General features: G+C 69.9%; 20 protein-coding genes. 6 read left to right on the top strand and 14 right to left on the bottom strand.

The window, feature by feature from the left end; all coding sequences use genetic code 11:
* Positions 1 to 88 precede the first annotated feature (88 nt).
* The 4 genes from ACFYVL_RS23340 to ACFYVL_RS23325 form a co-directional block, all read right to left on the bottom strand.
* Positions 89 to 1720: a cytochrome bc complex cytochrome b subunit gene (locus ACFYVL_RS23340; protein ID WP_389247803.1), complete on the bottom strand. Its 1632-nt coding sequence runs from the start codon at positions 1718 to 1720 to the stop codon at positions 89 to 91.
* The gene (locus ACFYVL_RS23335; protein ID WP_389247801.1) at positions 1717 to 2769 is read right to left on the bottom strand and encodes a Rieske 2Fe-2S domain-containing protein; all 1053 of its coding nucleotides are present in this window, start codon (positions 2767 to 2769) and stop codon (positions 1717 to 1719) included. Before ACFYVL_RS23335 ends, ACFYVL_RS23340 begins: the two co-directional genes overlap by 4 nt.
* Complete coding sequence (locus tag ACFYVL_RS23330; RefSeq protein WP_389247799.1) at positions 2766 to 3575, bottom strand: c-type cytochrome; 810 nt, start codon at positions 3573 to 3575, stop codon at positions 2766 to 2768. Before ACFYVL_RS23330 ends, ACFYVL_RS23335 begins: the two co-directional genes overlap by 4 nt.
* A gap of 78 nt (positions 3576 to 3653) precedes the next feature.
* On the bottom strand, positions 3654 to 4274 hold the full coding sequence (locus ACFYVL_RS23325; protein WP_189821776.1) for a heme-copper oxidase subunit III: 621 nt from the start codon (positions 4272 to 4274) through the stop codon (positions 3654 to 3656).
* Positions 4275 to 4491: 217 nt separating this feature from the next.
* On the opposite strand from ACFYVL_RS23325, the gene ACFYVL_RS23320 reads away from it, so the two are divergent.
* Positions 4492 to 4911: a hypothetical protein gene (locus ACFYVL_RS23320; RefSeq protein ID WP_389247797.1), complete on the top strand. Its 420-nt coding sequence runs from the start codon at positions 4492 to 4494 to the stop codon at positions 4909 to 4911.
* 42 nt (positions 4912 to 4953) lie between these two features.
* On the opposite strand, the gene ACFYVL_RS23315 is transcribed toward ACFYVL_RS23320, so the two are convergent.
* The 4 genes from ACFYVL_RS23315 to coxB form a co-directional block, all read right to left on the bottom strand.
* Positions 4954 to 6207, bottom strand: a complete 1254-nt coding sequence (locus tag ACFYVL_RS23315) for an Ig-like domain-containing protein (RefSeq protein WP_389247795.1) — start codon at positions 6205 to 6207, stop codon at positions 4954 to 4956.
* A gap of 153 nt (positions 6208 to 6360) precedes the next feature.
* Complete coding sequence (locus ACFYVL_RS23310) at positions 6361 to 6759, bottom strand: cytochrome c oxidase subunit 4 (RefSeq protein WP_389247793.1); 399 nt, start codon at positions 6757 to 6759, stop codon at positions 6361 to 6363.
* Positions 6756 to 8498, bottom strand: a complete 1743-nt coding sequence (gene ctaD, locus ACFYVL_RS23305) for a cytochrome c oxidase subunit I (protein ID WP_389247791.1) — start codon at positions 8496 to 8498, stop codon at positions 6756 to 6758. The genes ACFYVL_RS23310 and ctaD overlap by 4 nt, the downstream gene beginning before the upstream one ends.
* Positions 8495 to 9493 carry a cytochrome c oxidase subunit II gene (gene coxB / locus ACFYVL_RS23300; RefSeq protein WP_389247789.1) on the bottom strand — a complete coding sequence of 333 codons (999 nt, stop codon included), beginning with the start codon at positions 9491 to 9493 and terminating at the stop codon, positions 8495 to 8497. The genes ctaD and coxB overlap by 4 nt, the downstream gene beginning before the upstream one ends.
* 286 nt (positions 9494 to 9779) lie before the next feature.
* Here coxB and ACFYVL_RS23295 point away from each other — a divergent pair, with 286 nt between their 5' ends.
* A complete protein-coding gene (locus ACFYVL_RS23295) occupies positions 9780 to 11165 on the top strand; it encodes a cysteine desulfurase/sulfurtransferase TusA family protein (protein WP_389247787.1) in 1386 nt (461 codons plus the stop codon).
* 217 nt (positions 11166 to 11382) lie between these two features.
* Here ACFYVL_RS23295 and ACFYVL_RS23290 read toward each other — a convergent pair whose 3' ends face one another.
* Positions 11383 to 12357, bottom strand: coding sequence for a carbohydrate kinase family protein (locus ACFYVL_RS23290; protein ID WP_389247785.1), 975 nt, complete (start codon positions 12355 to 12357; stop codon positions 11383 to 11385).
* 189 nt (positions 12358 to 12546) lie between these two features.
* Between ACFYVL_RS23290 and ACFYVL_RS23285 the strand changes: the two genes are divergently transcribed.
* Both ACFYVL_RS23285 and ACFYVL_RS23280 read left to right on the top strand, forming a co-directional pair.
* Complete coding sequence (locus tag ACFYVL_RS23285; protein WP_389247783.1) at positions 12547 to 12765, top strand: hypothetical protein; 219 nt, start codon at positions 12547 to 12549, stop codon at positions 12763 to 12765.
* Between the two features lie 119 nt (positions 12766 to 12884).
* Positions 12885 to 14387, top strand: coding sequence for a hypothetical protein (locus tag ACFYVL_RS23280; protein ID WP_389247782.1), 1503 nt, complete (start codon positions 12885 to 12887; stop codon positions 14385 to 14387).
* Between the two features lie 130 nt (positions 14388 to 14517).
* Here ACFYVL_RS23280 and ACFYVL_RS23275 read toward each other — a convergent pair whose 3' ends face one another.
* Positions 14518 to 14874 carry an iron-sulfur cluster assembly accessory protein gene (locus ACFYVL_RS23275; RefSeq protein WP_344498376.1) on the bottom strand — a complete coding sequence of 119 codons (357 nt, stop codon included), beginning with the start codon at positions 14872 to 14874 and terminating at the stop codon, positions 14518 to 14520.
* A 393-nt stretch (positions 14875 to 15267) separates the two neighbouring features.
* On the opposite strand from ACFYVL_RS23275, the gene nadA reads away from it, so the two are divergent.
* Positions 15268 to 16461 (top strand): quinolinate synthase NadA, encoded by a 1194-nt coding sequence (gene nadA / locus ACFYVL_RS23270; RefSeq protein WP_389247780.1) that lies wholly within the window; start codon positions 15268 to 15270, stop codon positions 16459 to 16461.
* Positions 16462 to 16591: 130 nt separating this feature from the next.
* Positions 16592 to 16981: a YciI family protein gene (locus tag ACFYVL_RS23265; protein WP_389247778.1), complete on the top strand. Its 390-nt coding sequence runs from the start codon at positions 16592 to 16594 to the stop codon at positions 16979 to 16981.
* 111 nt (positions 16982 to 17092) lie between these two features.
* Here the strand turns inward: ACFYVL_RS23265 and ACFYVL_RS23260 are convergent, their stop codons facing one another.
* The 4 genes from ACFYVL_RS23260 to ACFYVL_RS23245 all read right to left on the bottom strand — a co-directional run bounded on the left by ACFYVL_RS23260 (position 17093) and on the right by ACFYVL_RS23245 (position 23000).
* Positions 17093 to 20239 carry an efflux RND transporter permease subunit gene (locus ACFYVL_RS23260; RefSeq protein WP_389247776.1) on the bottom strand — a complete coding sequence of 1049 codons (3147 nt, stop codon included), beginning with the start codon at positions 20237 to 20239 and terminating at the stop codon, positions 17093 to 17095.
* 202 nt (positions 20240 to 20441) lie between these two features.
* A complete protein-coding gene (locus ACFYVL_RS23255) occupies positions 20442 to 21173 on the bottom strand; it encodes a response regulator (protein ID WP_389247774.1) in 732 nt (243 codons plus the stop codon).
* Positions 21170 to 22504: a sensor histidine kinase gene (locus tag ACFYVL_RS23250; RefSeq protein WP_389247772.1), complete on the bottom strand. Its 1335-nt coding sequence runs from the start codon at positions 22502 to 22504 to the stop codon at positions 21170 to 21172. The genes ACFYVL_RS23255 and ACFYVL_RS23250 overlap by 4 nt, the downstream gene beginning before the upstream one ends.
* Positions 22505 to 22721: 217 nt before the next feature.
* Positions 22722 to 23000: a hypothetical protein gene (locus ACFYVL_RS23245; RefSeq protein WP_389247771.1), complete on the bottom strand. Its 279-nt coding sequence runs from the start codon at positions 22998 to 23000 to the stop codon at positions 22722 to 22724.
* Positions 23001 to 23004 lie beyond the last annotated feature (4 nt).

Raw genomic sequence — 23004 nt, 5'->3', positions numbered from 1 at the left:
CCGACGAATGGACGGGGCTCTCGCTGTGGCGGACAGTGCGGCCCGGGGGGTCACCCCGGTCCGGGGCTACCGGGCCGGCTTGAGGTGATCAGTGGTGGCCGTGGCCGCTGGTGATCTCCTTGTACTCCTCGGCGGTGGGCTTGGCGATCTGGTTGCCCTCGCCGTACATGCCCTTGCTGAGCTTGACGCGCAGCTTCTCGGTGGCGCCCACCTTGCGCTCGACGCCGTTCTCGTCCACCTCGGGACCGATCTCGGCCGGCGCGTACTGCTCGTGCGCCGTGAGCGAGTGCAGCTGGTGCTGGTTGAGCGGCTCGTGCACCTCGATGAACTCACCGTGCGGCAGCCGCTTGATGATGCCGGACTCGCGTCCGTGCAGCACCTTCTCGGCGTCCCTGCGCTGGAGGCCCAGGCAGATCCGCTTGGTGATGATGAACGCCAGGACCGGACCGGCGAAGAAGCCGATGCGCACGAACCAGGTGATCGAGTTGATCGACAGGTGGAAGTGCGTGGCCCACAGGTCGTTTCCACCGCCGACGAGGCCGATGAAGTAGACCGTGATCCAGGCGACGCCGAACGCGGTGCGGGTCGGGCTGTTGCGCGGACGCTGCGCGATGTGGTGCTCGCGCTTGTCCCCGGTGACCCAGGACTCCAGGAACGGCCACACCGCGATGACACCGAGGATCACACCGAACAGCACCAGCGGGATGAAGACACCCAGGACCAGCGTGTGGCCCCAGAGGTTGATCTCCCAGCCCGGCATGACACGCACCAGACCCTCGGCGAAGCCCATGTACCAGTCGGGCTGGGCGCCGGTGGACACCTGGTCCGGACGGTAGGGGCCGAGCGCCCACACCGGGTTGATCGTGAACGCCGCCGCGATGATCGCGATGATGCCGAAGACCAGGAAGAAGAAGCCTCCGGCCTTGGCCATGTAGACCGGCAGCAGCGGCATGCCGACGACGTTCTTGTTCGTCCGGCCGGGGCCCGCGAACTGGGTGTGCTTGTGGTAGAAGACCAGGATCAGGTGAGCCACCATCAGGCCGAGCATGATGCCCGGCAGCAGCAGGATGTGGATCGAGTAGAACCTGGCGACCATGTCGTGGCCGGGGAACTCTCCGCCGAACAGGAACATCGAGATGTACGTGCCGACGACCGGCACGGACAGGATCGCGCCCTGGGTGAAGCGGACACCGGTGCCCGACAGCAGGTCGTCCGGCAGCGAGTAACCGGTGAAGCCGGTGAACATGCCGAGGACGAACAGCAGGAAGCCGAACAGCCAGTTGACCTCGCGCGGCTTGCGGAAGGCACCCGTGAAGAAGACGCGCATCATGTGCACGAACATCGCCGCGAGGAAGATCAGCGCGCCCCAGTGGTGGATCTGCCGGATCAGCAGACCGCCGCGGACGTCGAAGCTGATGTCCAGGGTCGACGCGTAGGCCTCCGTCATGCGGATGCCGTGCATCGGCGCGTACGAGCCGTGGTACACGATCTCGTTCATCGACGGGTGGAAGAACAGCGTCAGGTACACACCCGTGAGGATGATGATGATGAAGCTGTACATGCAGATCTCGCCGAGCATGAAGGACCAGTGGTCCGGGAAGATCTTGCGCATGTTGGCCTTGGCCAGGGAGTAGATCCCCAGCCGGCCGTCCGCCCAGTCCGCGACCCGCTCACCGGCGGGCGCCTTCTGCTGCGGCTTGGTCTCGGTTGCAGTACTCATCCGCGCTCCCAGAAGGAAGGACCGACGGGCTCTTCGAAGTCGCCCAGCGCTTCGAGGTAACCCTCGTCATTCACACCGATCCGCAGCTGCGGCAGCGCGTGACCGGCCGGGCCGAAGATGACACGGGCGCCGTCGGAGAGGTCGAAGGTGGACTGGTGGCACGGGCACAGCACGTGGTGCGTCTGCTGCTCGTACAGGCTGATCGGGCAGCCGACGTGGGTGCAGATCTTGGAGTACGCCACGATGCCCTCGTGCGCCCACTCGCGCTGCTGCTTGTCCTTGATCTCGTCCGGCTGGATACGGACGATCATCAGCGCGGCCTTGGCGATCTCGGTGTTGAACTCGTGATCGTCCTCCTTCAGGCCTTCCGGCATGGCGAAGGTGAGCGAACCCACGGCGACGTCCTCGGCGCGCAGCGGCTCCATCGTGTTCTGGTTGATGAGCAGCTTGCCCTTGCCCCAGAGCGTCTCGCGGAGCTTCTTCTCCGGCAGCGGACCGAGGTCGCGCAGCAGCACGACGCCGGACAGCGGCACCAGGGCCAGCGCGCCGAACATCGTGGTGCGGATCAGCTTGCGACGGCCGATCGCGGACTCCTGGGCGCCGGCCTTGAAGTCGGCCATGACCTTGGCCTTGACCTCGGGCGTGGCCGCGATCGCGTGGCGCTCGTCGGCGACCTCCACGTCGGACATCAGGGTGCGGGCCCAGTGGACCGCGCCCGCGCCGATGCAGAAGAGGGCGATGCCGAGCGTCAGACCGAGGGAGAGGTTCAGCGCGCTCACGTGGCCCAGCGGCCAGACGTACACGATCTTGTCGATCGGGAACGCCACGAAGGAGGCGATGAAGCCGACCGTGGCCAGCATGGACAGCGTGAACAGGAACGCGACGACGCGCTCGGACCGGTTGGCGGCCCGCTCGTCGATGTCCTGGATACGCGGCTTGTGCGGCGGCAGGCCCGGGTCCGCGAACGGATCGTCCTTGCGCGCCACCTCGCCGTGCGCGTCGCCCTGCTCAGCCGGCAGGGCCTCTTCTGGATTCTCTTGGCTACTCATGACTTCTTGGCCTTAGCGGTGTGGGCCGCGACCCAGACGGCAACTGCGATGAGCGCACCCAGACCGAAGATCCAGGCGAACAGACCCTCACTGACCGGCCCGAGGCCGCCCAGTCCGAAGCCGCCGGGGCTCGGGGTCTCTTCGCCGTTCACGGCCTTGACGTACGCGATGATTTCCTTCTTCTGCTTCTCCGGCATGGTGCTGTCCGGGAAGGAGGGCATGTTCTGCGGGCCGGTCTGCATGGCCTCGTAGATGTGCTTCGGCGAGACGTCCGTCAGGGGCGGAGCGTACTTGCCGTTCGTCAGGGCACCGCCCTCACCGGTGAAGTTGTGGCACTGCGCGCAGTTGGTGCGGAACAGTTCGCCACCCTTGCCGATGTCGGCGCCTTCAGGGTTGGTCTGGCTTTCGGTCGGCGTGATGGGACCGGCGCCCAGAGAGGCCACGTACGCGGCAAGCTGGTCGGTCTGCGCCTGCGTGTAGATGACCTTCTTCTTGGGCACCTGCGCGCCGGGCTGCTGCGCCGGCATACGGCCGGTGCCGACCTGGAAGTCCACTGCGGCGGAGCCCACGCCCACGAGGGAGGGGCCGTCAGTGGTGCCCTGACCGCCGGTTCCGTGGCAGCTTGCGCAGCCGACGGCGTAGAGCTTCTTGCCCTCCTCGATGGCGAGGGACTGGGCGGTCTCGTCGGCCTGCGCCTTGCCCGCAGGCGCAAACGCGGCGTACAGCCCCCCAGTGGCCGCCAGCGCGAAGAGTAGGACGACGAGCGCCGCCAGCGGATGGCGTCGTCGTGCGGAGAGCTTTTTCACGGATTACCCCGGTGTCAGGATCTTCTGCGTCGATGCGGGAAGTGTTGCGGGCTCGGGCCCTGTTCTGGTGAGCCCGGATTACTTGATCATGTAGATCGTGGCGAACAGGCCGATCCAGACGACATCGACGAAGTGCCAGTAGTAGGACACGACGATGGCGGCTGTCGCCTGCTCGTGGGTGAATCGCTTGGCCGCGTACGTCCGGCCCAGGACCAGCAGGAAGGCGATGAGACCGCCTGTCACGTGCAGTCCGTGGAAGCCGGTCGTCAGGTAGAACACCGAGCCGTACGGGTCCGACGAGAGCGAGAGGCCCTCGTGCTTGACCAGCTCGGTGTACTCGTACACCTGGCCGCCAATGAAGATCGCACCCATCACGAACGTGATGATGAACCACGTCCTGAGCTTCTTCACATCGCCCCGCTCGGCCGCGAAAACGCCGAGCTGGCAGGTGAGGGAGGAGAGCACCAGGATCGAGGTATTGGTCAGCGAGAACGGGAAGTTCAAGGCCGAGGCCTTTTCCGCCCAGAACTCGGGACCCGTCACCGATCGCAGGGTGAAGTACATCGCGAAGAGGGCCGCGAAGAACATCAGCTCGGAACTCAGCCAGATGATGGTTCCGACGCTGGTGAGGTTCGGTCGATTGACCGACGGGTGCGCGTGCCCGGTATCTACTGTCGTTGCTGTCGCCACGACCGACATTATGTCGGTCGCTTATCCCGCCCTCACCCCGGGGGGTGCCGTTCGGAGTGTCAAGAGGGTGTGTCCTGCCCGAACGGCCCATCGAAGGACCGTGCGAACCGGTGTTGACGGGGTGTTTGACGGAGTAGCATCCGCGCATCGGAGCGAGCCAGTGGAGCCCGCTGCAGAGCCCTGAGAACCCCGAGAACACCGCGCAACCGGACGTCACGGAGGAACAATGCAGCAGCCGACCGCAACGGTGCTGGTCTACAGCGACGACGCCAACACCCGCGAGCAGGTGCGCCTCGCGGCCGGACGCAGGCCGGCCGCCGACGTACCGCCGGTCGAGTTCCTGGAGTGCGCCACCCTGCCCGCCGTCCTGAAGGCGCTGGACGCGGGCGGCGTGGATGTGTGCGTGCTGGACGGCGAGACCGTCCCGGCGGGCGGCATGGGCGTCTGCCGGCAGATCAAGGACGAGATCTTCGAGTGCCCGCCGGTACTGCTGCTGATGGGCCGCCCGCAGGACGCCTGGCTGGCCACCTGGAGCCGCGCGGAGGCGGCCGTGACGCTGCCTGTCGAGCCGGTGGAGTTCGCCGCCTCGCTGGCCGCGCTGCTGCGCGCCCGGCTGGGCGACCGCTCCCCGGCCGTACAGGGCTGACGTCACGCTCCGCCTCCTCCTCGCTCCCCCGGGCCCGCCGTGTCAGACCTGGGGGCGCAGGCGCGGGGTGTACACCCGGTCGCGCTGCTGCTCGGTGGAGGCGAGCAGGGCACTGCCCTTGCGCCACTTCTTCCAGGGCAGGTTCCAGTCGCCGAAGCCGTTGCCGAAGGGGTCCATGGTGTCCCCCCAGCTGCCGACGACCTTGACGATGTCGCCCTCGCGGACGGTGTCGAAGAACCAGCTGGCGTCGCCGGTGGACATGCCCGTGCAGCCGTGGCTGACGTTCGCGTACCCCTGCGAGCCGGTGGACCAGGGCGCGGCGTGCACGTACTCGCCGCTCCAGGTCACCCGGGTCGCGTAGTACACCGGCAGGTCGTAGGAGTCGCTCGTACCGGTCGGGATTCCGATGCTGGTGCCGCGCATCCGTACGAAGTACTCCTTGCCCAGTACGACCTTGACGCCGTTGCGGGTGGAGTAGCCGGGCTTGCCGGTGGTCACCGGAATGGTGTTGATCACTTCTCCGTTGCGCTTGACCGTCATGTAGTGCGACGAGGCGTCGGTGATGGCCTCGATCCGGTCGCCCGTGCGCAGCTGCAGGGGCGCCGTGGGGGCCCCGTAGAGGTCCTTGGCGACCTTGATGCCCTCCAGGGTGCTGTACGCCTTGATGGTGGCCCGTGAGGGCCAGTACTCGCGCGGGCGGAAGTGCAGCATGTCGTCGTCCACCCAGTACCAGGAGCCCTCCACCGCGGGCTTGGACTCGACCTTGAGGGCGCGCTCCACGACGGCCCTGGCGCGCGGGTCCTTGACCTTCTGGCTGAGTTCGGCGGTGATCGGCTGGCCGACGCCGTAGGTGCCCGCGTCGGGGCCGAAGGTGACCTTCAGCTTCTTCTTGCCGACCGCGGTGCGGAAGTTGAGCCTGCGCACCCCGGGGGCGCCGGTGGTGTCCTCGGTGGCGATGCGGACCGTGTAGTCGGCTCCTGCGGCCAGCGGAGAGGTGGAGTGCCAGCGGGACCCGTCGGCGGAGAGTTCGCCCGCCACCTGGCGCCCTGCGGCGTCCGCGGCGATGACGTCGGTGATCCGGCCCTCCTTCCCGGTGGCCCGCACTTCGAGGGGCTTCTCCGGGTCGGCGTCGGTGCTGCCGGGCCGGCCGTTGAAGGTGATCTGCCGCGCCGCGTCGTACGGCTTGGAGGAGAGCGGGTTGGCCTGGGGCTGGCCGCAGGCGGTCAGCCCCGCCCCGAGGGTGGCGACCAGCAGTGCGCAGCTCAGGACCGTCCGGCTTCGGGGTGCGTAGCTCATGATCACACGATATGAAGCATCGTCAGATTGAGCGCGTTGGACATCGGCAAGTGACTGCAAACGAATGAGGGGCCCGTCCGCCTGAACGTCGTCAGGTGGACGGGCCCCTCGTCGAGGTACCGCCGTACGGCTGATTCCCCGGGTTTCCCGGTGCTACTGGGTGCGGTTCTCACCGCGGTAGAACTCGAAGACCCAGCCGAACAGGCCGACCAGGATCAGCGGCAGCGAGAAGAACAGCAGCCACCAGCCCATCGCGACCGCGAGGAAGGCGAACGCGCCGCCGATGCCCAGGGACAGCGGCTGCCAGCTGTGCGGGGCGAAGAAGCCCAGCTCGCCGGCCTCGTCCGCGACGTCGGCCTGCTTGTTGTCCTGGGCCATGGAGTCGACCCGCTTGGCCGTGAAGGCCAGGTAGAAGCCGATCATGAGGCTCAGTCCGAAGGCCAGGACGAGCGCCGTGGTGCCCGCGGGCTCCTTGGACCACACGCCGTACACGACGGCCATGATCCCGACGAACACGCTCAGCCAGATGAACAGCCAGCCTTGGATCTTCACTTGCCCGACTCCTTCGCGCCGAGAGCGAGCGACTCGATGCCGTTGTCCCGGTGGTTCTCCAACTGGTCGATCGCGGAGATCTCCGGGTGGTGCAGGTCGAACGCCGGGGATTCCGACCGGATGCGCGGCAGCGTGAGGAAGTTGTGCCGCGGCGGCGGGCAGGAGGTCGCCCACTCAAGGGAGCGGCCGTAGCCCCAGGGGTCGTCGACCTCGATCTTCTTGCCGTACTTCGCGGTCTTCCACACGTTGTAGAAGAACGGGAGCATCGACAGACCCAGCAGGAAGGAGCTGATGGTCGAGATCGTGTTCAGCGCGGTGAAGCCGTCGGCCGCGAGGTAGTCCGCGTAACGACGCGGCATGCCCTCGGCACCCAGCCAGTGCTGCACCAGGAACGTGCCGTGGAAGCCCACGAACAGCGTCCAGAAGGTGATCTTGCCGAGCCGCTCGTCCAGCATCTTGCCGGTGAACTTCGGCCACCAGAAGTGGAAGCCGGAGAACATCGCGAAGACCACGGTGCCGAAGATGACGTAGTGGAAGTGCGCGACGACGAAGTACGAGTCGGAGACGTGGAAGTCCATCGGGGGCGAGGCCAGGATGACGCCGGTCAGACCACCGAAGGTGAAGGTGATCAGGAAGCCGACGGCCCAGAGCATCGGTGTCTCGAAGGACAGTGAGCCCTTCCACATCGTGCCGATCCAGTTGAAGAACTTCACACCGGTCGGTACTGCGATGAGGAACGTCATGAACGAGAAGAACGGCAACAGCACGCCGCCCGTCACGTACATGTGGTGGGCCCAGACGGTGACCGAAAGGCCGGCGATCGCGATGGTCGCGGCGATCAGACCGATGTAGCCGAACATCGGCTTGCGGCTGAAGACCGGGATCACTTCGGAAATGATTCCGAAGAATGGCAGCGCGATGATGTACACCTCTGGATGGCCGAAGAACCAGAAGAGGTGTTGCCACAGAAGCGCACCGCCATTTGCGGCGTCGAAGATATGGGCACCGAATTTACGGTCCGCCTCCAGGGCGAACAGCGCGGCGGCCAGCACCGGGAAGGCGAGCAGGACCAGCACACCGGTCAGCAGCACGTTCCAGGTGAAGATCGGCATGCGGAACATCGTCATGCCGGGAGCGCGCATGCAGATGATCGTGGTGATGAAGTTGACCGAGCCGAGGATCGTGCCGAAGCCGGAGAAGGCCAGACCCATGATCCACATGTCGGCGCCGACGCCCGGCGAACGGACCGCGTCCGACAGCGGGGAGTAGGCGAACCAGCCGAAGTCGGCCGCACCCTGCGGGGTGAGGAAGCCGGCCACCGCGATGATCGAGCCGAAGAGGTACAGCCAGTACGCGAACATGTTCAGCCGCGGGAACGCCACGTCGGGCGCGCCGATCTGCAGCGGCATGATCCAGTTCGCGAATCCGGCGAACAGCGGCGTCGCGAACATCAGCAGCATGATCGTGCCGTGCATCGTGAAGGCCTGGTTGAACTGCTCGTTCGACATGATCTGCGTGCCGGGACGAGCGAGCTCGGCGCGCATGAAGAGCGCCATCAGACCGCCGATGATGAAGAACACGAACGACGTGATGAGGTACATCGAGCCGATCGTCTTGTGGTCAGTGGTGGTGAGCCACTTGATCACAATGTTTCCCGGCTCCTTGCGCCGCACGGGCAGCTCGTTCTCGTACGAGTCGACTGCTGCAGCGGCACCCTTGGGTTCATTGAGGATGCTCACAGTGTGTTCTTCTCCGCATTCCGAGCCGGTTCGGTCAGCTCGATGCCGGCCGGGATGTATCCGGTCTGGCCCTTCTCCTTCAGGTCCTTGAGGTGCTGCTTGTACTCCTCAGGGGAGACGACCTTGACGTTGAAGAGCATCCGGGAGTGGTCGACGCCGCAGAGCTCGGCGCACTTGCCCATGAAGATGCCCTCCTTGGTGGGGGTCACCTCGAAGGCGTTGGTGTGGCCCGGGACGACGTCCTGCTTCATGAGGAAGGGAACCACCCAGAAGGAGTGGATGACCTCGCGCGACGTCAGTACGAACCGGACCTTCTCGCCCTTCGGCAGCCACAGCGTGGGGCCGGGGTTGCCGTTCTCCGGATTGCGGACACCGGGGATGCCGTACTCGTAGACGCCCTCTGCGCCGTCCGGGAACTGCTTGGTGAACTTGTCCGGAATCGCGTTGAGTTCCTTGGGAACACCGGTCTTCAGCTTGGTTTTGGGGTCCGTCTGAGGACCGGTGGCGGGGTTGCCGTCCACGTCCTCGACGTAGTTGAAGCCCCAGCTCCACTGGTAGCCGACCACGTTGATCGTGTGCTTCGGCTTGTCGTCGAGATGCAGGAGCTTCGATTCGTCACGGGCGGTGAAGTAGAACAGCACCGAGACGATGATGAGCGGGGCGACCGTGTACAGGGCCTCGATGGGCATGTTGTACCGGGTCTGCGGAGGTACCTCGACCTTGGTGCGGCTGCGCCGGTGGAAGATGACACTCCACAGGATCAGACCCCACACCAGCACGCCCGTGACGAGCGCTGCCGCCCACGAGCCCTGCCAGAGGGAGAGGATTCGCGGCGCCTCTTCCGTCACCGGGGTGGGCATTCCCAGTCGCGGGAAGTCCTCCCATGTGTACGAGCAACCAGAGGCGGTCGCCAGGACCACGCCCGCGGTCAGCACCTGGAGCAGCTTCCGCCGCATCGGGCGCCGCGACGAGCGGTCGGAGCCGTTGGGACTCACGTAGCGCCTTCCCGAGAGTCTCGCCCGCGCGTGTAGTGGCTGCGGCCGTCTGACTGGTCGGTCGCCGGCCCTGACGCGGGCAGGGGTTTGGATGTTTATGCGGACCAAACCCTACTGGACGCTATTTGGGGTCGCGCGGGGAGGGTGCCCAACGCGCCGCAGCGCTCCCCGAAGGGGTGGCGCCGCCGCCGGTGACGGGCGGAACCCCGGCCTCCGCCCGGCATCTGACGACCCCTCCCCCGATGGGGGTACGGAGCGGACGGGGTCCGGCGGCTAGCGTGGCCGGGTGCCCTACTTCGACGCCGCCTCCGCCGCCCCCCTGCACCCCGTCGCCCACCAGGCGCTGCTTGCCTCGCTGGACGAGGGGTGGGCCGATCCGGCCCGGCTGTACCGGGAGGGCCGCCGGGCCAGGATGCTGCTGGACGCGGCGCGGGAGGCCGCCGCGGAGGCGGTCGGCTGCCGCCCCGACGAGCTGGTTTTCACCCCTTCGGGAACGCACGCGGTGCACACCGGAATTGCCGGGGCCCTCGCGGCGCGTCGGCGTGTCGGCCGCCACCTGGTCACCTCCGCCGTCGAGCACTCCTCGGTACTCCATTCGGCCGCCGCCCACGAGGCGGACGGCGGGTCGGCGACCGAGGTTCCGGTGGGGCGCACCGGCGCGGTCGCGGCCCGGGACTTCGCGGCGGCGCTGCGGCCGGACACCGCTCTGGCCTGCCTGCAGTCCGCCAACCACGAGGTCGGCACCCTCCAGCCGGTGGCCGAAGTCGCACAGCAGTGCCGGGAGGTGGGTGTGCCGCTGCTGGTGGACGCGGCCCAGTCGCTGGGCTGGGGGCCGGTGGACGGCGACTGGTCGCTGCTGACCGCCAGCGCGCACAAGTGGGGCGGTCCGGCCGGGGTCGGACTGCTCGTGGTCAGGAAGGGCGTGCGGTACGCGCCGCAGGGCCCGGCGGACGAGCGGGAGGCGGGGCGCTCCCCCGGCTTCGTGAACCTCCCGGCGGTCGTCGCGGCGGCGGCCTCGCTGCGGGCGGTGCGGGCGGAGGCCGACGAGGAGGCGGCGCGGCTGCGGGAGCTGGTGGAGCGGATCCGGGCGCGGGTGGCGGCGGACGTGCCGGACGTGGAGGTGGTCGGGGACCCGGTGGACCGGCTGCCGCACCTGGTGACCTTCTCCTGTCTCTACGTGGACGGGGAGAGCCTGCTGCACGCGCTGGACGGGGCGGGCTTCTCGGTGTCGTCGGGTTCCTCGTGCACGAGCAGCACGCTGACGCCGAGCCATGTGCTGCGGGCGATGGGGGTGCTCTCGGAGGGCAATGTGCGGGTGTCGCTGCCGCGCGGGACGCGGGAGGCGGAGGTGGCGGACTTCCTGGCCGCCCTGCCGGGGGCCGTGGCCGGGGTGCGCGAGCGGCTCGGGGCGCCGGGTGCGGTGCCCGCCGCGCCGTCGGCCGCCCCGGCGTCGCTGACGGTCGACGCGCTCGGCAAGCGGTGCCCGCTCCCGGTGATCGAGCTGGCGAAGGTGATCGGTGACGTCGCGCCCGGCGGGACGGTCACGGTCCTGGCCGACGACGTCGCCGCCCGGCTCGACATCCCGGCGTGGTGCGAGATGCGGGGCCAGGAGTACGTGGGCGAGGAGGAACGCGCCCAGGGATCCGCCTACGTGGTCCGCCGCGCGAAGTAGCACCCCGCCCCGCCCCTTGGGCGGCGGGGCCGCCCGCCGAGCCCCCTTGGGCGACGGGGCCGCGCACCCTCCCGCCCCCGCCCGAGCCCTCTTGGGCGACGGGGCCGCCCCAAGGGGGCGGAACGGGCGGGCAAGGGGGCGGCCCCCGGCGGAGCCGAACCCACCCGGCCCCGCCCACCGGACCCGCCCCCTCACCCCCGCTTGCTCCCGTGACGCCTCAGCCCAGGTGCCCCTGGACCTCCGTCGCCGCCTCGTGCCCGTACGCCTTGGTGAAGCGGTCCATGAAGTGCGCCCGGCTCAGCGTGTACTCCTGCGTGCCCAGCGTCTCGATGACCAGCGTCGCCAGCATGCAGCCGATCTGCGCGGCACGCTCGTGGTTGACGCCCCACGCCAGACCGGACAGGAAGCCCGCGCGGAACGCGTCGCCCACACCCGTCGGGTCGACCTTGGCCTCCTCCTCCGGGCAGCCGACCTCGATCGGCTCCAGGCCGAGCTTCTCGATGCGCACGCCGCGCGAGCCGAGGGTGGTGACGCGGTGGCCGACCTTGGCGAGGATCTCCTCGTCGCTCCAGCCGGTCTTCGACTCGATGAGGCCCTTCTCGTACTCGTTGGAGAAGAGGTACGTGGCGCCTTCGAGCAGCGTGCGGATGTCGTCGCCGGACATCCGGGCGATCTGCTGCGAGAAGTCGGCGGCGAAGGGGATGGTGCGGGAGCGGCACTCCTCGGTGTGGCGGAGCATCGCCTCCGGGTCGTCCGCGCCGATCAGGACGAGGTCCAGACCGCCGACGCGGTCGGCGACGGCCTTCAGCTCGATCTGGCGGGCCTCGCTCATCGCGCCCGTGTAGAAGGAGCCGATCTGGTTGTGGTCGGAGTCGGTGGTGCACACGAAGCGCGCGGTGTGCAGGACCTCGGAGATCCGGACCGACTCGGTGTCCACGCCGTGCCGGTCGAGCCAGGCGCGGTACTCGTCGAAGTCGGAGCCGGCCGCGCCCACCAGGATCGGGCGGGTGCCGAGCTGTCCCATGCCGAAGCAGATGTTCGCGCCGACACCTCCGCGGCGGACGTCGAGGTTGTCGACCAGGAAGGAGAGGGAGACCGTATGCAGCTGATCCGCGACCAGCTGGTCGGCGAAACGGCCGGGGAAGGTCATGAGGTGGTCGGTGGCGATGGAGCCGGTGACTGCGATACGCACGGCGGGGCTGCTCCCTGTGGGAATGACGGGAAGACGATGACAGCTCAAGCTACCTGTTCGAGTCCCCACGGCTGAAGCGGCAAAACTACCCGATAGTAGGGCTTTTTCCTTGAGGTCGCAGGTGCATACGGTGCGATGAGACCGGGGTTCCGCATCTTCGGCGGCCCCTTGAGCACGGGAGCTCCACACATGCCCAAGCACAGCGTCACGACCGGACCGCTCACTTCCGCAGGACCCGAGGCCGACGGCGACTGGGCGCAGTTGCAGGGGGACTGCGCCCGGATGGTGCCGCACTGGGCGGTGCCCGCGACGGTCGCCGAGCGCGTTCCGGCCTCGCTCATCCACGGTGTGGTGGTCCCCTCGGCGTCGGCGCGGCTGGTGGGCGCGATGCCCGAGTACGGGGCCTGAGCCGCTTCCCCGCGGGTCCCGCGGGGAACCGGAATCCCGCTCGCTCCGTCCCACAGGTGTCTTCCGTAAAGGGGCATCCGCATCAGGCGCCCGCCCGGCGCAGGCGAAGGAGCGATCCGGTGAGCAGCGAGCAGCAGACGCAACGCACCCCCCGTCGGCGGCACTCCCCGCTGGCCGCCGCCTCGGTGGCGGCAGCGGTGCTGCTGGTGGGGGGCGGGGGCGCGTACTGGGCGGCCTCGGCGGGTGGCGACGGCGCGGCGGCGGGCCCCGGAGCCGTCGGCGGCACTCCCCCGGTGCTCACCCTCGGCGGCGCCACGGACGGCGGCTCCGGTGGTACGGACCTGGGCGGCGCGGCGCCCGCGCCCACCGGCAGCGGCCCGGCCGGCATCGCGCCGGGCGAGCCGGACCCGCACGGCGGCGGCCCCTGGGGTCCGGTGGTCTACCGGGCCTCCGGCGACCTGCCGAAGGGGCCGGGGTCGGCCCCGGTGTACCGGGCGCAGGGTTCGGTGGGCGCCGACGAGGTGAGCCGGCTGGCGCGGGCGCTCGGGGTGGAGGGCACACCGAAGCGCGAGGGCGGCTCCTGGCTGGTGGGAGCGCTGGCGGACGGCTCCGGTGCGCAGTTGCGGGTGGCCGAGCGGGCGCCGGGCACCTGGACGTTCTCCCGCGCTCCGGGGCCGCGCGGCAGTGTCGACTGCCTGCGGGGCAAGCCGTGCACCACGGGCGAGCCGGTGGGCGAGGAGGCCGCGCGGAAGGCCGCGGCGCCGGTGCTGGAGGCGCTGGGGCTGCGGGACGCGCGGCTGGACACGAGCCAGGTGCTGGGCGGGGCACGGGTGGTCAACGCGGATCCGGTGGTCGGCGGGCTGCCGACGTACGGCTGGACGACCGGGCTCCCGGTGGGGCCCGACGGACGGGTGGTGGGCGGCAGCGGGCAGCTGAAGGGCCTCACCAAGGGGGCCGACTACCCGGTCGTCGACGCGGCGCGGGCGCTGGACCTGCTCAACGGGGCGGGGCGCAAGCCGCGGCTGCCGGACGTCGGCGGCTGCGCGACTCCGGTACCGGCGAAGGAGCAGAAGCAGGGGACGTCGGTGGACGGCACCGAGCCGGCGCCGCCGCTGGGCCGGATCGCGCCGTGCGAGCCGCGGCAGGTGCCGCCGAGGACGGTGACGGTGGGCTCGGCGGTCCTCGGGCTGGCCACGACCTACGCGGACGGGCAGCAGATGCTGGTGCCGTCCTGGCTGTTCGGGGTGCGGCCGACGGGTGACGAGAAGCCGTACACGGTGACGTACCCGGCGGTGGACCCGAAGTTCCTGGCGGCACCGAAGCCGCCGGTGAGCGCGCCGCCGCAGGACCCGGCGACGACGCCGGACCGGCACGTCGACTCCTACCGGACGGACGGCCGGAAGCTGACGGTCACCTTCTGGGGCGGGGTGTGCAGCGAGTACGCCCTGAAGGCGGCCGAGAAGGGCGGCACCGTGACGGTGCGGGTCGTGGAGAGCAACCCCGATCCGAAGCGGGTCTGCATCGCACTGGCGAAGAAGCTGACCGCGAGCGTCACGCTGGACAGGCCGCTGGACGGACGGCAGGTGCTCGACGAGAGCGGCAGGGCGGTCCCCCGGGGCTGAGCGGGCGGATGGAAGGCCCGGGGGCGGAACGGGCCGGAAGCGGGCCCACGGCGAAGGCGGTTGCCCCGGACACGAGGTCCGGGGCAACCGCCTCGGTGGTGCTGCCGACGCCGGGGGCCGGCCGGGGCGACTAGCTGAAGGAGTCGCCGCAGGCGCAGGAGCCGGTGGCGTTCGGGTTGTCGATCGTGAAGCCCTGCTTCTCGATGGTGTCGACGAAGTCGATGGAGGCGCCGCCCAGGTACGGGGCGCTCATGCGGTCGGTGACGACCTTCACACCGTCGAAGTCCTTGATGACGTCGCCGTCGAGCGAGCGCTCGTCGAAGAAGAGCTGGTACCGCAGGCCCGAGCAGCCACCGGGCTGCACGGCGACGCGGAGCGCGAGGTCGTCGCGGCCTTCCTGGTCGAGCAGGGCCTTCACCTTGGCCGCGGCGGCGTCGGACAGGAGAATGCCGTCGCTCACGGTGGTCTTGTCGTCCTGAACGGACATCTACATCTCTCCCGGGTTGTACGGACTGCTTGCCGACGGTTGCAACCGGCGGGGCCGCGGATTCATTCCGGGCCGGAGCGTCTGTCTGGTTCTGCCTTGTTCTTTCATGCTCGCACACCGCCCGGGGAGCGGGCACGGGCCAGTGTCCGCCGAACACCCGCCCGGGAGAAGCCGGGTGCGGCGGCCGGACCCCGGCGCCCGGCAGCCGCGCCCCGCCTGCGCGCCCCGGCACCACCCGGAGCGCGCCCGAGCCCCGCCCAGGAATGCGTCACATCGACGAGATCGGCATCGTCAAACTGACGCGAAGCGGCTATGATAGATAGCGTCATTTCGACGAAAAGGCCCCATATTCCTTTCTCCCGGGCCCCACTCGCATCTCGCAGAACAGAAAGGGTGCGTGTCGTGACCACCGCCCAGCCCCGTCAGGTCGACCTCGACGTCCAGCCGTCGCCCCTCGCTCTGCTGCTGCTCGGCCGCGAGGCCGACCCCAGGAGCGAGCGGGGCGTCGAGTGTCCCGGTGACCTCCCCTCGCCGTCCGACCCGGACCTGGTGGAGCGCGCCCGCGCGGCCAAGGAGAAGCTCGGGGACAAGGTCTTCGTGCTCGGCCACCACTACCAGCGCGACGAGGTCATCCAGTTCGCGGACGTGACCGGCGACTCCTTCAAGCTCGCGCGCGACGCCGCCGCCAGGCCGGAGGCGGAGTACATCGTCTTCTGCGGCGTGCACTTCATGGCCGAGTCGGCCGACATCCTCACCAAGGACGACCAGAAGGTCGTGCTGCCGGACCTCGCGGCGGGCTGCTCGATGGCCGACATGGCCACCGCCGAGCAGGTCGCGGAGTGCTGGGACGTGCTGACCGAGGCCGGGATCGCGGACCGCGTGGTTCCGGTCTCGTACATGAACTCCTCCGCCGACATCAAGGCCTTCACCGGCAAGCACGGCGGCACCATCTGCACCTCCTCCAACGCCAAGCGCGCCCTGGACTGGGCCTTCGAGCAGGGCGAGCAGGTGCTGTTCCTGCCCGACCAGCACCTGGGCCGCAACACCGCGGTGCGGGACATGGGCATGTCGCTGGACGACTGCGTCCTCTACAACCCGCACAAGCCGAACGGCGGGCTCACCGTCGAGCAGCTGCGCGGCGCGAAGATGATCCTGTGGCGCGGGCACTGCTCGGTGCACGGCCGGTTCTCGCTGGAGTCGGTGGAGGACGTACGGGCCCGGATCCCCGGCGTCCGCGTCCTGGTGCACCCGGAGTGCAAGCACGAGGTGGTCGCGGCGGCCGACGAGGTCGGTTCGACGGAGTACATCATCAAGGCGCTGGACGCGGCCCCGGCCGGTTCGAAGTGGGCGATCGGCACCGAGCTGAACCTCGTGCGCCGGCTGGCGAACGCGCACCCCGACAAGGAGATCGTCTTCCTCGACAAGACGGTCTGCTTCTGCTCGACCATGAACCGCATCGACCTCCCCCACCTGGTGTGGACCCTGGAGTCGCTGGCCGAGGGCAACCTGGTCAACCGGATCGAGGTCGACCGGGAGACGGAGAGCTTCGCGAAGCTGGCGCTGGAGCGGATGCTGGCGCTGCCGTAGCGGGCGCCGGCCGCCGCCGTAGCGGACCGCGCAGTTCCTGTGGCGCTCCTCGGACCGATGAGTTTGGCTGGCACGGACAGTCCACCTGTCAGCAGTACAGGAAACCGTTCGGCCCGAGGAGCGCGGACAGATGCTGTACATGATCCAGATGAACGTGGACGCCGACAGCTGGGACTCCGTCATGGCGTCCTACTCGCAGGACGACATGCAGGCGATGTTCGCCCACATGGAAGCCCTCAACAACGAGCTGACGTCGGCGGGCGAGATGGTGGAGGCACGCGGGCTCGGCGGCCCCTCCCTGGCCAGGACGGTCCGGGCGGGCTCCGACGGGAAGCCGCGGATCACCGACGGCCCGGCCGTGCGGGGCCCGATCCTCGCCGGCTACTGGGTGGTCGACGTGAAGAGCCAGGAGCGGGCGTACGAGATCGCGGCGCGCGCCTCCGCCTGTCCCGGCCCCGGCGGCAAGCCGGGCGACGACCCGGTCGAGGTGCACGCGCTGCCCGAGGACCCCGAGGTCTGACGGCGCCGCCCGTACCGCGGACACGACGGAACGAGTAAGGGGCACCCTCCTGGAGGGTGCCCCTTACCTGTGTGCCGAGGTGTCCTCAGCGGGCCGTACGCCCGGAAGGGATCAGACGCCCGCGGGCTCGCGGTCGTCGCTCTGCGGCGCGGGAGCCGCCTTGGCCTCCCGCTTCGCGGCCTTCCTGGCCGCCCTGCGCTCCTTGCGGAGCTCCACCATCGCGTACAGCGTCGGCACCAGCAGGAGCGTCAGCAGCGTCGAGGTGATCAGACCGCCGATCACCACGATGGCGAGCGGCTTGGAGATGAAGCCGCCCTCGCCGGTGATGCCCAGCGCCATCGGCAGCAGCGCGAAGATCGTCGCCAGTGCGGTCATCAGGATCGGCCGCAGTCGGTGCCGGCCGCCCTCGACGACCGCCTCGACGACGCCCATGCCCTGCGCCCGGTACTGGTTGATCAGGTCGATCAGCACGATCGCGTTGGTGACCACGATGCCGATGAGCATCAGCATGCCGATCATCGCCGGGACGCCCATCGGGGTGCCGGTGGCGAGCAGCAGGCCGATCGCGCCGGTCGCCGCGAACGGGATCGACACCAGCAGGATCAGCGGCTGGATCAGCGAGCGGAAGGTGGCGACCAGCAGCAGGAAGACGATCGCGACGGCCGCGAACATCGCCAGGAAGAGCTTCACGAACGTCTCGTCCATGTCCGAGGAGACGCCGCCGATCTCGACCGAGGCACCCTTGGGCAGCTTGTCCTTCAGCTCGTTGATCTTCGAGTTGAGCGCGGTGGTGACCGCACCGGTGTCCTCGCCGACCGGCTTGGCGGTGACGGTGGCGGCGCGGGCGCCGTCGATCCGGGTCATCGAGACCGGGCCGTCCACCAGCTTCACGTCGGCGATCTGGCCGAGCCTGACCGGGCCGAGCGGCAGGTTCTTCAGCTCGGCGAGGGTGGTGGCCGGGCGGGCCGAGGTGATGACGATGTCGCGCTCGGTGGAGTCGAGCATCGCCTTGCCCGCGTTGGTGCCGCGCACCGCCTGGGCGACGGCGCCGCCCAGCGCCGCGTCGTTGAAGCCGGCCTCGGCGGCCTTCGGGGTCGCCTTGACCGAGATGCGGGGCACCGACTGGGCGAGGTCGCTCTGTACGTCGGTGACGTTCTTGATGCCCGCGACGGCGGTACGGACCTGCTCGGACGCGGCCTTCAGGACGTCCGCGTCACCCGCCTTGACGACCACGGACAGGTCCTGGCCGCCCATGCCGCCACCGGCGCCGACCTTGGTCTCGCCGATGCCGTCGAGCTTCTTCAGCTCCGACTCGATGCGCTCGGTCGTCCGCTCGCCGTCCTTGGCGTCCTTCAGGGTCAGCTGGTACGACGCCTGGTTGGCGCCGGAGCCGCCGCCGAAGGCCGCCGCGAAGCCGGAGGAACCGACGGTGACCTGGTAGTCCTTGACGGTGTCGATCGAGGAGAGGACCTTCTCGACCTTCCTGGCGGCCTTGTCGGACTCCTCCAGGCTGGTGCCCGGCTTCAGCTTCTGGGTGAGCGAGAGGGTGTCCTGCTCGCCCTGGTCGAAGAAGTTCGTCTTGAGCAGCGGTGCCATGGCGAACGTGGCGACCAGGACGACGACGGCGATCACCAGGCTGGTGAAGCGGCGCCGGGTGGCGAAGCGCAGCACCGGGACGTACATCTTCTGCAGCCTGCTCCGCGCCTCCTTCTCCTCCGCCTTGCGGCGCAGCTCGGCCGGGTCGACGCCCTCGGAGCCCTTGGGCGCGCGCAGGAACCAGTACGAGAAGACCGGGACGACGGTCAGCGAGACCAGCAGCGACGCCAGCAGGGCGGCCGTCACCGTGATCGAGAACGAGCCGAAGAGCTGGCCCACCATGCCGCCGACCAGGCCGATCGGCAGGAAGACGGCGACGGTGGTGAGGGTCGAGGAGGTGACCGCGCCGGCCACTTCCTTGACCGCGGTGACGATCGCGGAGTGCCGCTCCTCGCCGTAGCCGAGGTGGCGCTTGATGTTCTCCAGGACCACGATCGAGTCGTCGACGACCCGGCCGATGGCGATGGTCAGCGCGCCCAGGGTCAGCACGTTGAGCGACAGGTCCCGGGTCCACAGCACGATCAGCGCGAGGACGACCGAGAGCGGGATGGAGATCGCGGTGACCAGCGTCGAGCGGATCGACGCCAGGAACACCAGGATGATCACCACGGCGAAGACCAGGCCGAGGGCACCCTCGGTGGTCAGGCCGGAGATGGACTTGGAGACGCCGGGGCCCTGGTCGAAGACCGTGGTGATCTTGGCGCCCGCGCCGAGTCCGGCGCTCAGGTCGTCGATCTTCTCCTTGACCCCGTCGGAGATGGCGACGGCGCTGCCGTCCTTGTCCATGGTGATCGACAGGGAGAGGCTGGGCTCGCCGTTGGTGCGGGTCAGCGAGGTCGCGGTCGCGGGCTTCTCCTCGACCTTGGCCACGTCGCCGAGCCGTACCGGCTTCGGCGGGGTCTGGGCGCCCGGCGCCGGCTGGGCCGTCACGCGCAGGTCCTCGATCTGCTTCAGCGAGGTGAAGGCGCCGCCGACCTGCACCGTGCGGCTCTGGCCGCCCTCGGCGAACGAACCCGCCGGGACGGAGACGCCCGCCGCCTGGAGCGCCTGCGCGAGGGTCATCGCGTTGAGCCCGGCGGCGGCCAGCTTGGCGTCGTCGGGGGTGACGGCGACCTGGAGGTCGCGGACGCCGGCCACGGTGACCGTGCCGACGCCCTCGATCTTCTCCAGCTCGGGCACCACGCTGCGGTCCAGCTGGTCGGCGAGCGCCTGCTGGTCCTTGGGCGAGGTGACCGCGAGCACGACGGTCGGGATGTCGTCGGTGGAACCGGCCACCACCTGCGGGTCGACGTCCTTGGGCAGCATCGCGCGGGCCCGGTTCACGGTCTGCTGGACATCGGCCACGAGCTGCTTGGAGCCCTCGTCGCCGTAGTCGAACTGCGCCATGATCACGGCGCTGCCCTCGCTGGCGGTCGAATTGACGGACTCGATGCCGTCGACCGCCTTGAGGGTGGACTCCAGCGGTTCGACGACCTGCTTCTCGACCACGTCCGGGGACGCACCCTGGTACGGGGCGATCACGGAGACCATCGGGAGTTCGATGGTGGGCAGCAGCTGCTGCTTGAGCTGCGGGATCGCTATCGCGCCGAAGACCAGCGCGACGATCGATATCAGCCCGATCAGGGCCCGCTGGGCAAGGCTGAATCTGGACAGCCAGGACATGGGATGAGTCTCTCTTCTGTGGCGAGCGAGGCAGGCGGACGCGAAGAGTCCCCGTCCGTGGGGATCCATGGGGAAAAGCCCCTTGTGCGGCAGGGGCGGACGTCCTCTCATACGATCGGCCATCGCACGGGGCCGATTCCTCGCTCCCAGGTCCCCTTTCCGCCGGGCACGTACCGCAGCTGGAGTACGTGGAGGTGTGCCGTCACTCCACCCTTGGACGTACCAGGCCCGATTCGTACGCGAATACCACCAGTTGCGCACGGTCGCGGGCGCCGAGTTTCGCCATCGCCCGGTTGACATGGGTCTTCACGGTGAGCGGGCTGACCACGAGCAGCTCGGCGATCTCGTCGTTGGAGTTGCCGCCGGCCACCTGGACCAGCACCTCGCGCTCGCGGACGGTCAGGGTGGCGAGCCGGGCGGCGTGCTCGCCGTCGGCGGCGGGCTCCTGCTCGGCCGGTTCGCCCTGCTTGAGGAAGGTGGCGATCAGCCCCTTGGTGGCCGCGGGCGACAGCAGGGCCTCGCCCTGGGCGGCGATCCGGATGGCGTTGAGGAGTTCGTCGGGCTCGGCGCCCTTGCCGAGGAAACCGGAGGCGCCCGCCCTGATCGACTCCACCACGTACTCGTCGACCTCGAAGGTCGTCAGCATCACCACGTGCACACCGGCGAGTTCGGGGTCGGCGCCGATCGCCCGGGTGGCGGTGAGGCCGTCGGTGCCGGGCATCCGGATGTCCATCAGGACGACGTCGGGGCGTGTGCGACGGGTCAGTTCCAGGGCCTGCGCCCCGTCGGCGGCCTCACCGACGACGGTCATGTCCGCCTCGGAGTCCACCAGTACGCGAAAGGCGCTGCGCAGCAGGGCCTGGTCGTCGGCGAGCAGGACCTTGATCGGGGGCAGCTGGTCGGGGGCGCCGGGCGCCGGGAACTCCGTGCTCATACCTGCTGGTCCTCCCCCTGGCCGGTCCCGGGGACGGCCTGCGCGGCCGTACGTGCCCGGCCGGCCGTACGGGCCTTGTCGGGCAGGATCGCATGGACGCGGAAGCCGCCGCCGGGCCGGGGGGCCGCGGTGAGGGAGCCGCCGAGGGCGGTGACGCGCTCGCGCATGCCGACGAGGCCGTGGCCGCCGGAGCCGGGCTCGGGGCCGTCCGCGCCGCCCCGGCTCCCGGTGCCGGAGCCGCTGCCCGCGCCGGTGCCGGCCGTGCCGTTGTCGAGGACCGTGACCTCCACCGACGTACCGACGCGGACCACGCTGACCTCGGCCTTCGCGTCCGGGCCCGCGTGCTTGCGGACGTTGGTGAGGGCCTCCTGGATGATCCGGTACGCGGCCAGGTCGACGGACGGCGGCAGGCCCTCGTCGTCGGTACGGGCGAGGGCCACCGGCAGTCCGGCGTTGCGGAAGGTGTCCAGCAGGCCGTCGAGGACGGCGAGGCCCGGGGCCGGCTCGGTGGGCGCCTGGGACTCCCCCGACTGGCGCAGCAGGCCGACGGTGGCCCGCAGCTCGTTGAGCGCGGAGCGGCTGGCCTCGCGCACGTGCGCGAGGGCCTCCTTGGCCTGGTCGGGGCGCTTGTCCATGACGTGCGCGGCGACTCCGGCCTGCACGTTCACCAGGGCGATGTGGTGCGCGACGACGTCGTGCAGGTCGCGGGCGATGCGCAGCCGCTCCTCCGCCACCCTGCGGCGGGCCTCCTCCTCGCGGGTGCGCTCCGCCCGCTCGGCCCGCTCCCGGATGGCGTCGACGAAGGCCCGGCGGCTGCGGACCGCGTCGCCGACGCTGGCCCCGATGCCCGTCCAGGCGAACAGGCCGATGTTCTCCTGGGCGTACCAGGGGCCCTCGTTGAAGCACATCGCGGCGGCGGTCAGCCCGACCATGGTGGACAGCCCTATGCGCCAGGTGGTGGGCCGGTCGGTGCGGGAGGCGACGGTGTACAGGGCGACGACGGCGCTCATCGAGACGGGCGCGGGGCGCTCCTGGGCCGCGAACACCAGCTCCACGACCGTGAGGGCGCAGGTCGCGCCGAGGACCGCGAGCGGTTTGCGGCGGCGCAGGACGAGGGCGGCGGCGGCCAGGGTCATCAGGACGATGCTGCGTGCCCCGGGGGCGCGGGCGCCGAAGGAGGGCCCGTGCAGTCCGCCGTGCGGGTCGACGAAGGACCCGCTGATCATGCACCCCAGGACGACCGCGGCGAGCCCGGCGTCGAACGCGAGGGGGTGGGCCCGCAGCCAGGAGCGGGGGCGGGTGAGGCCGGTGCCGAGGCCTAGGGGGGTCATGGATTTACCGTACGGGGCGTACGGGGGCGGTGCTGGGGGGCGCGGGTCCGCGGGGGGGCGGGGGTCCGGGCCGGGTGGGTTCGGCTCCGCCGGGGACCGCCCCCTTGCCCGCCCGTTCCGCCCCCGGGGGGCGGCCCCGCCGCCCAAGGGGACGGCGGCGGGCCCCGCCGTCCGAGGGGAGGGCGGCGGGGTGGGGGCGTGGGCCTGTTGGGTGGGGTCAGCCGGGGATGAGGCCGTCTTCGGTGAGCATGGCGCGCACTTCCTCCAGCGTGGAGTCCGGGGCCGGAAGAATGAGCTCGGAAGGCTCCAGGGAGTCGTCCGCGAGAGGTGTGCCCAGCCTGCGGACCGCCTCCAGCAACGCCTCCAGCGTGCGCCGGAACCCCGGCCCGTCGCCGTTCTCCATCTCGGCCAGCAGCTCGTCGTCGAGCTTGTTCAGCTCGACGAAGTGACTGTCGGCCAGATCGAGCTGACCCTCCCCCATGATGCGGATGATCATGGTG

This window comes from Streptomyces sp. NPDC004111, from assembly GCF_042874215.1.
Classification (GTDB): Bacteria; Actinomycetota; Actinomycetes; order Streptomycetales; family Streptomycetaceae; genus Streptomyces.
The sequence above is the reverse complement of the archived record's forward strand: the minus strand, read 5'-3'. Positions and strand labels throughout refer to the sequence as shown.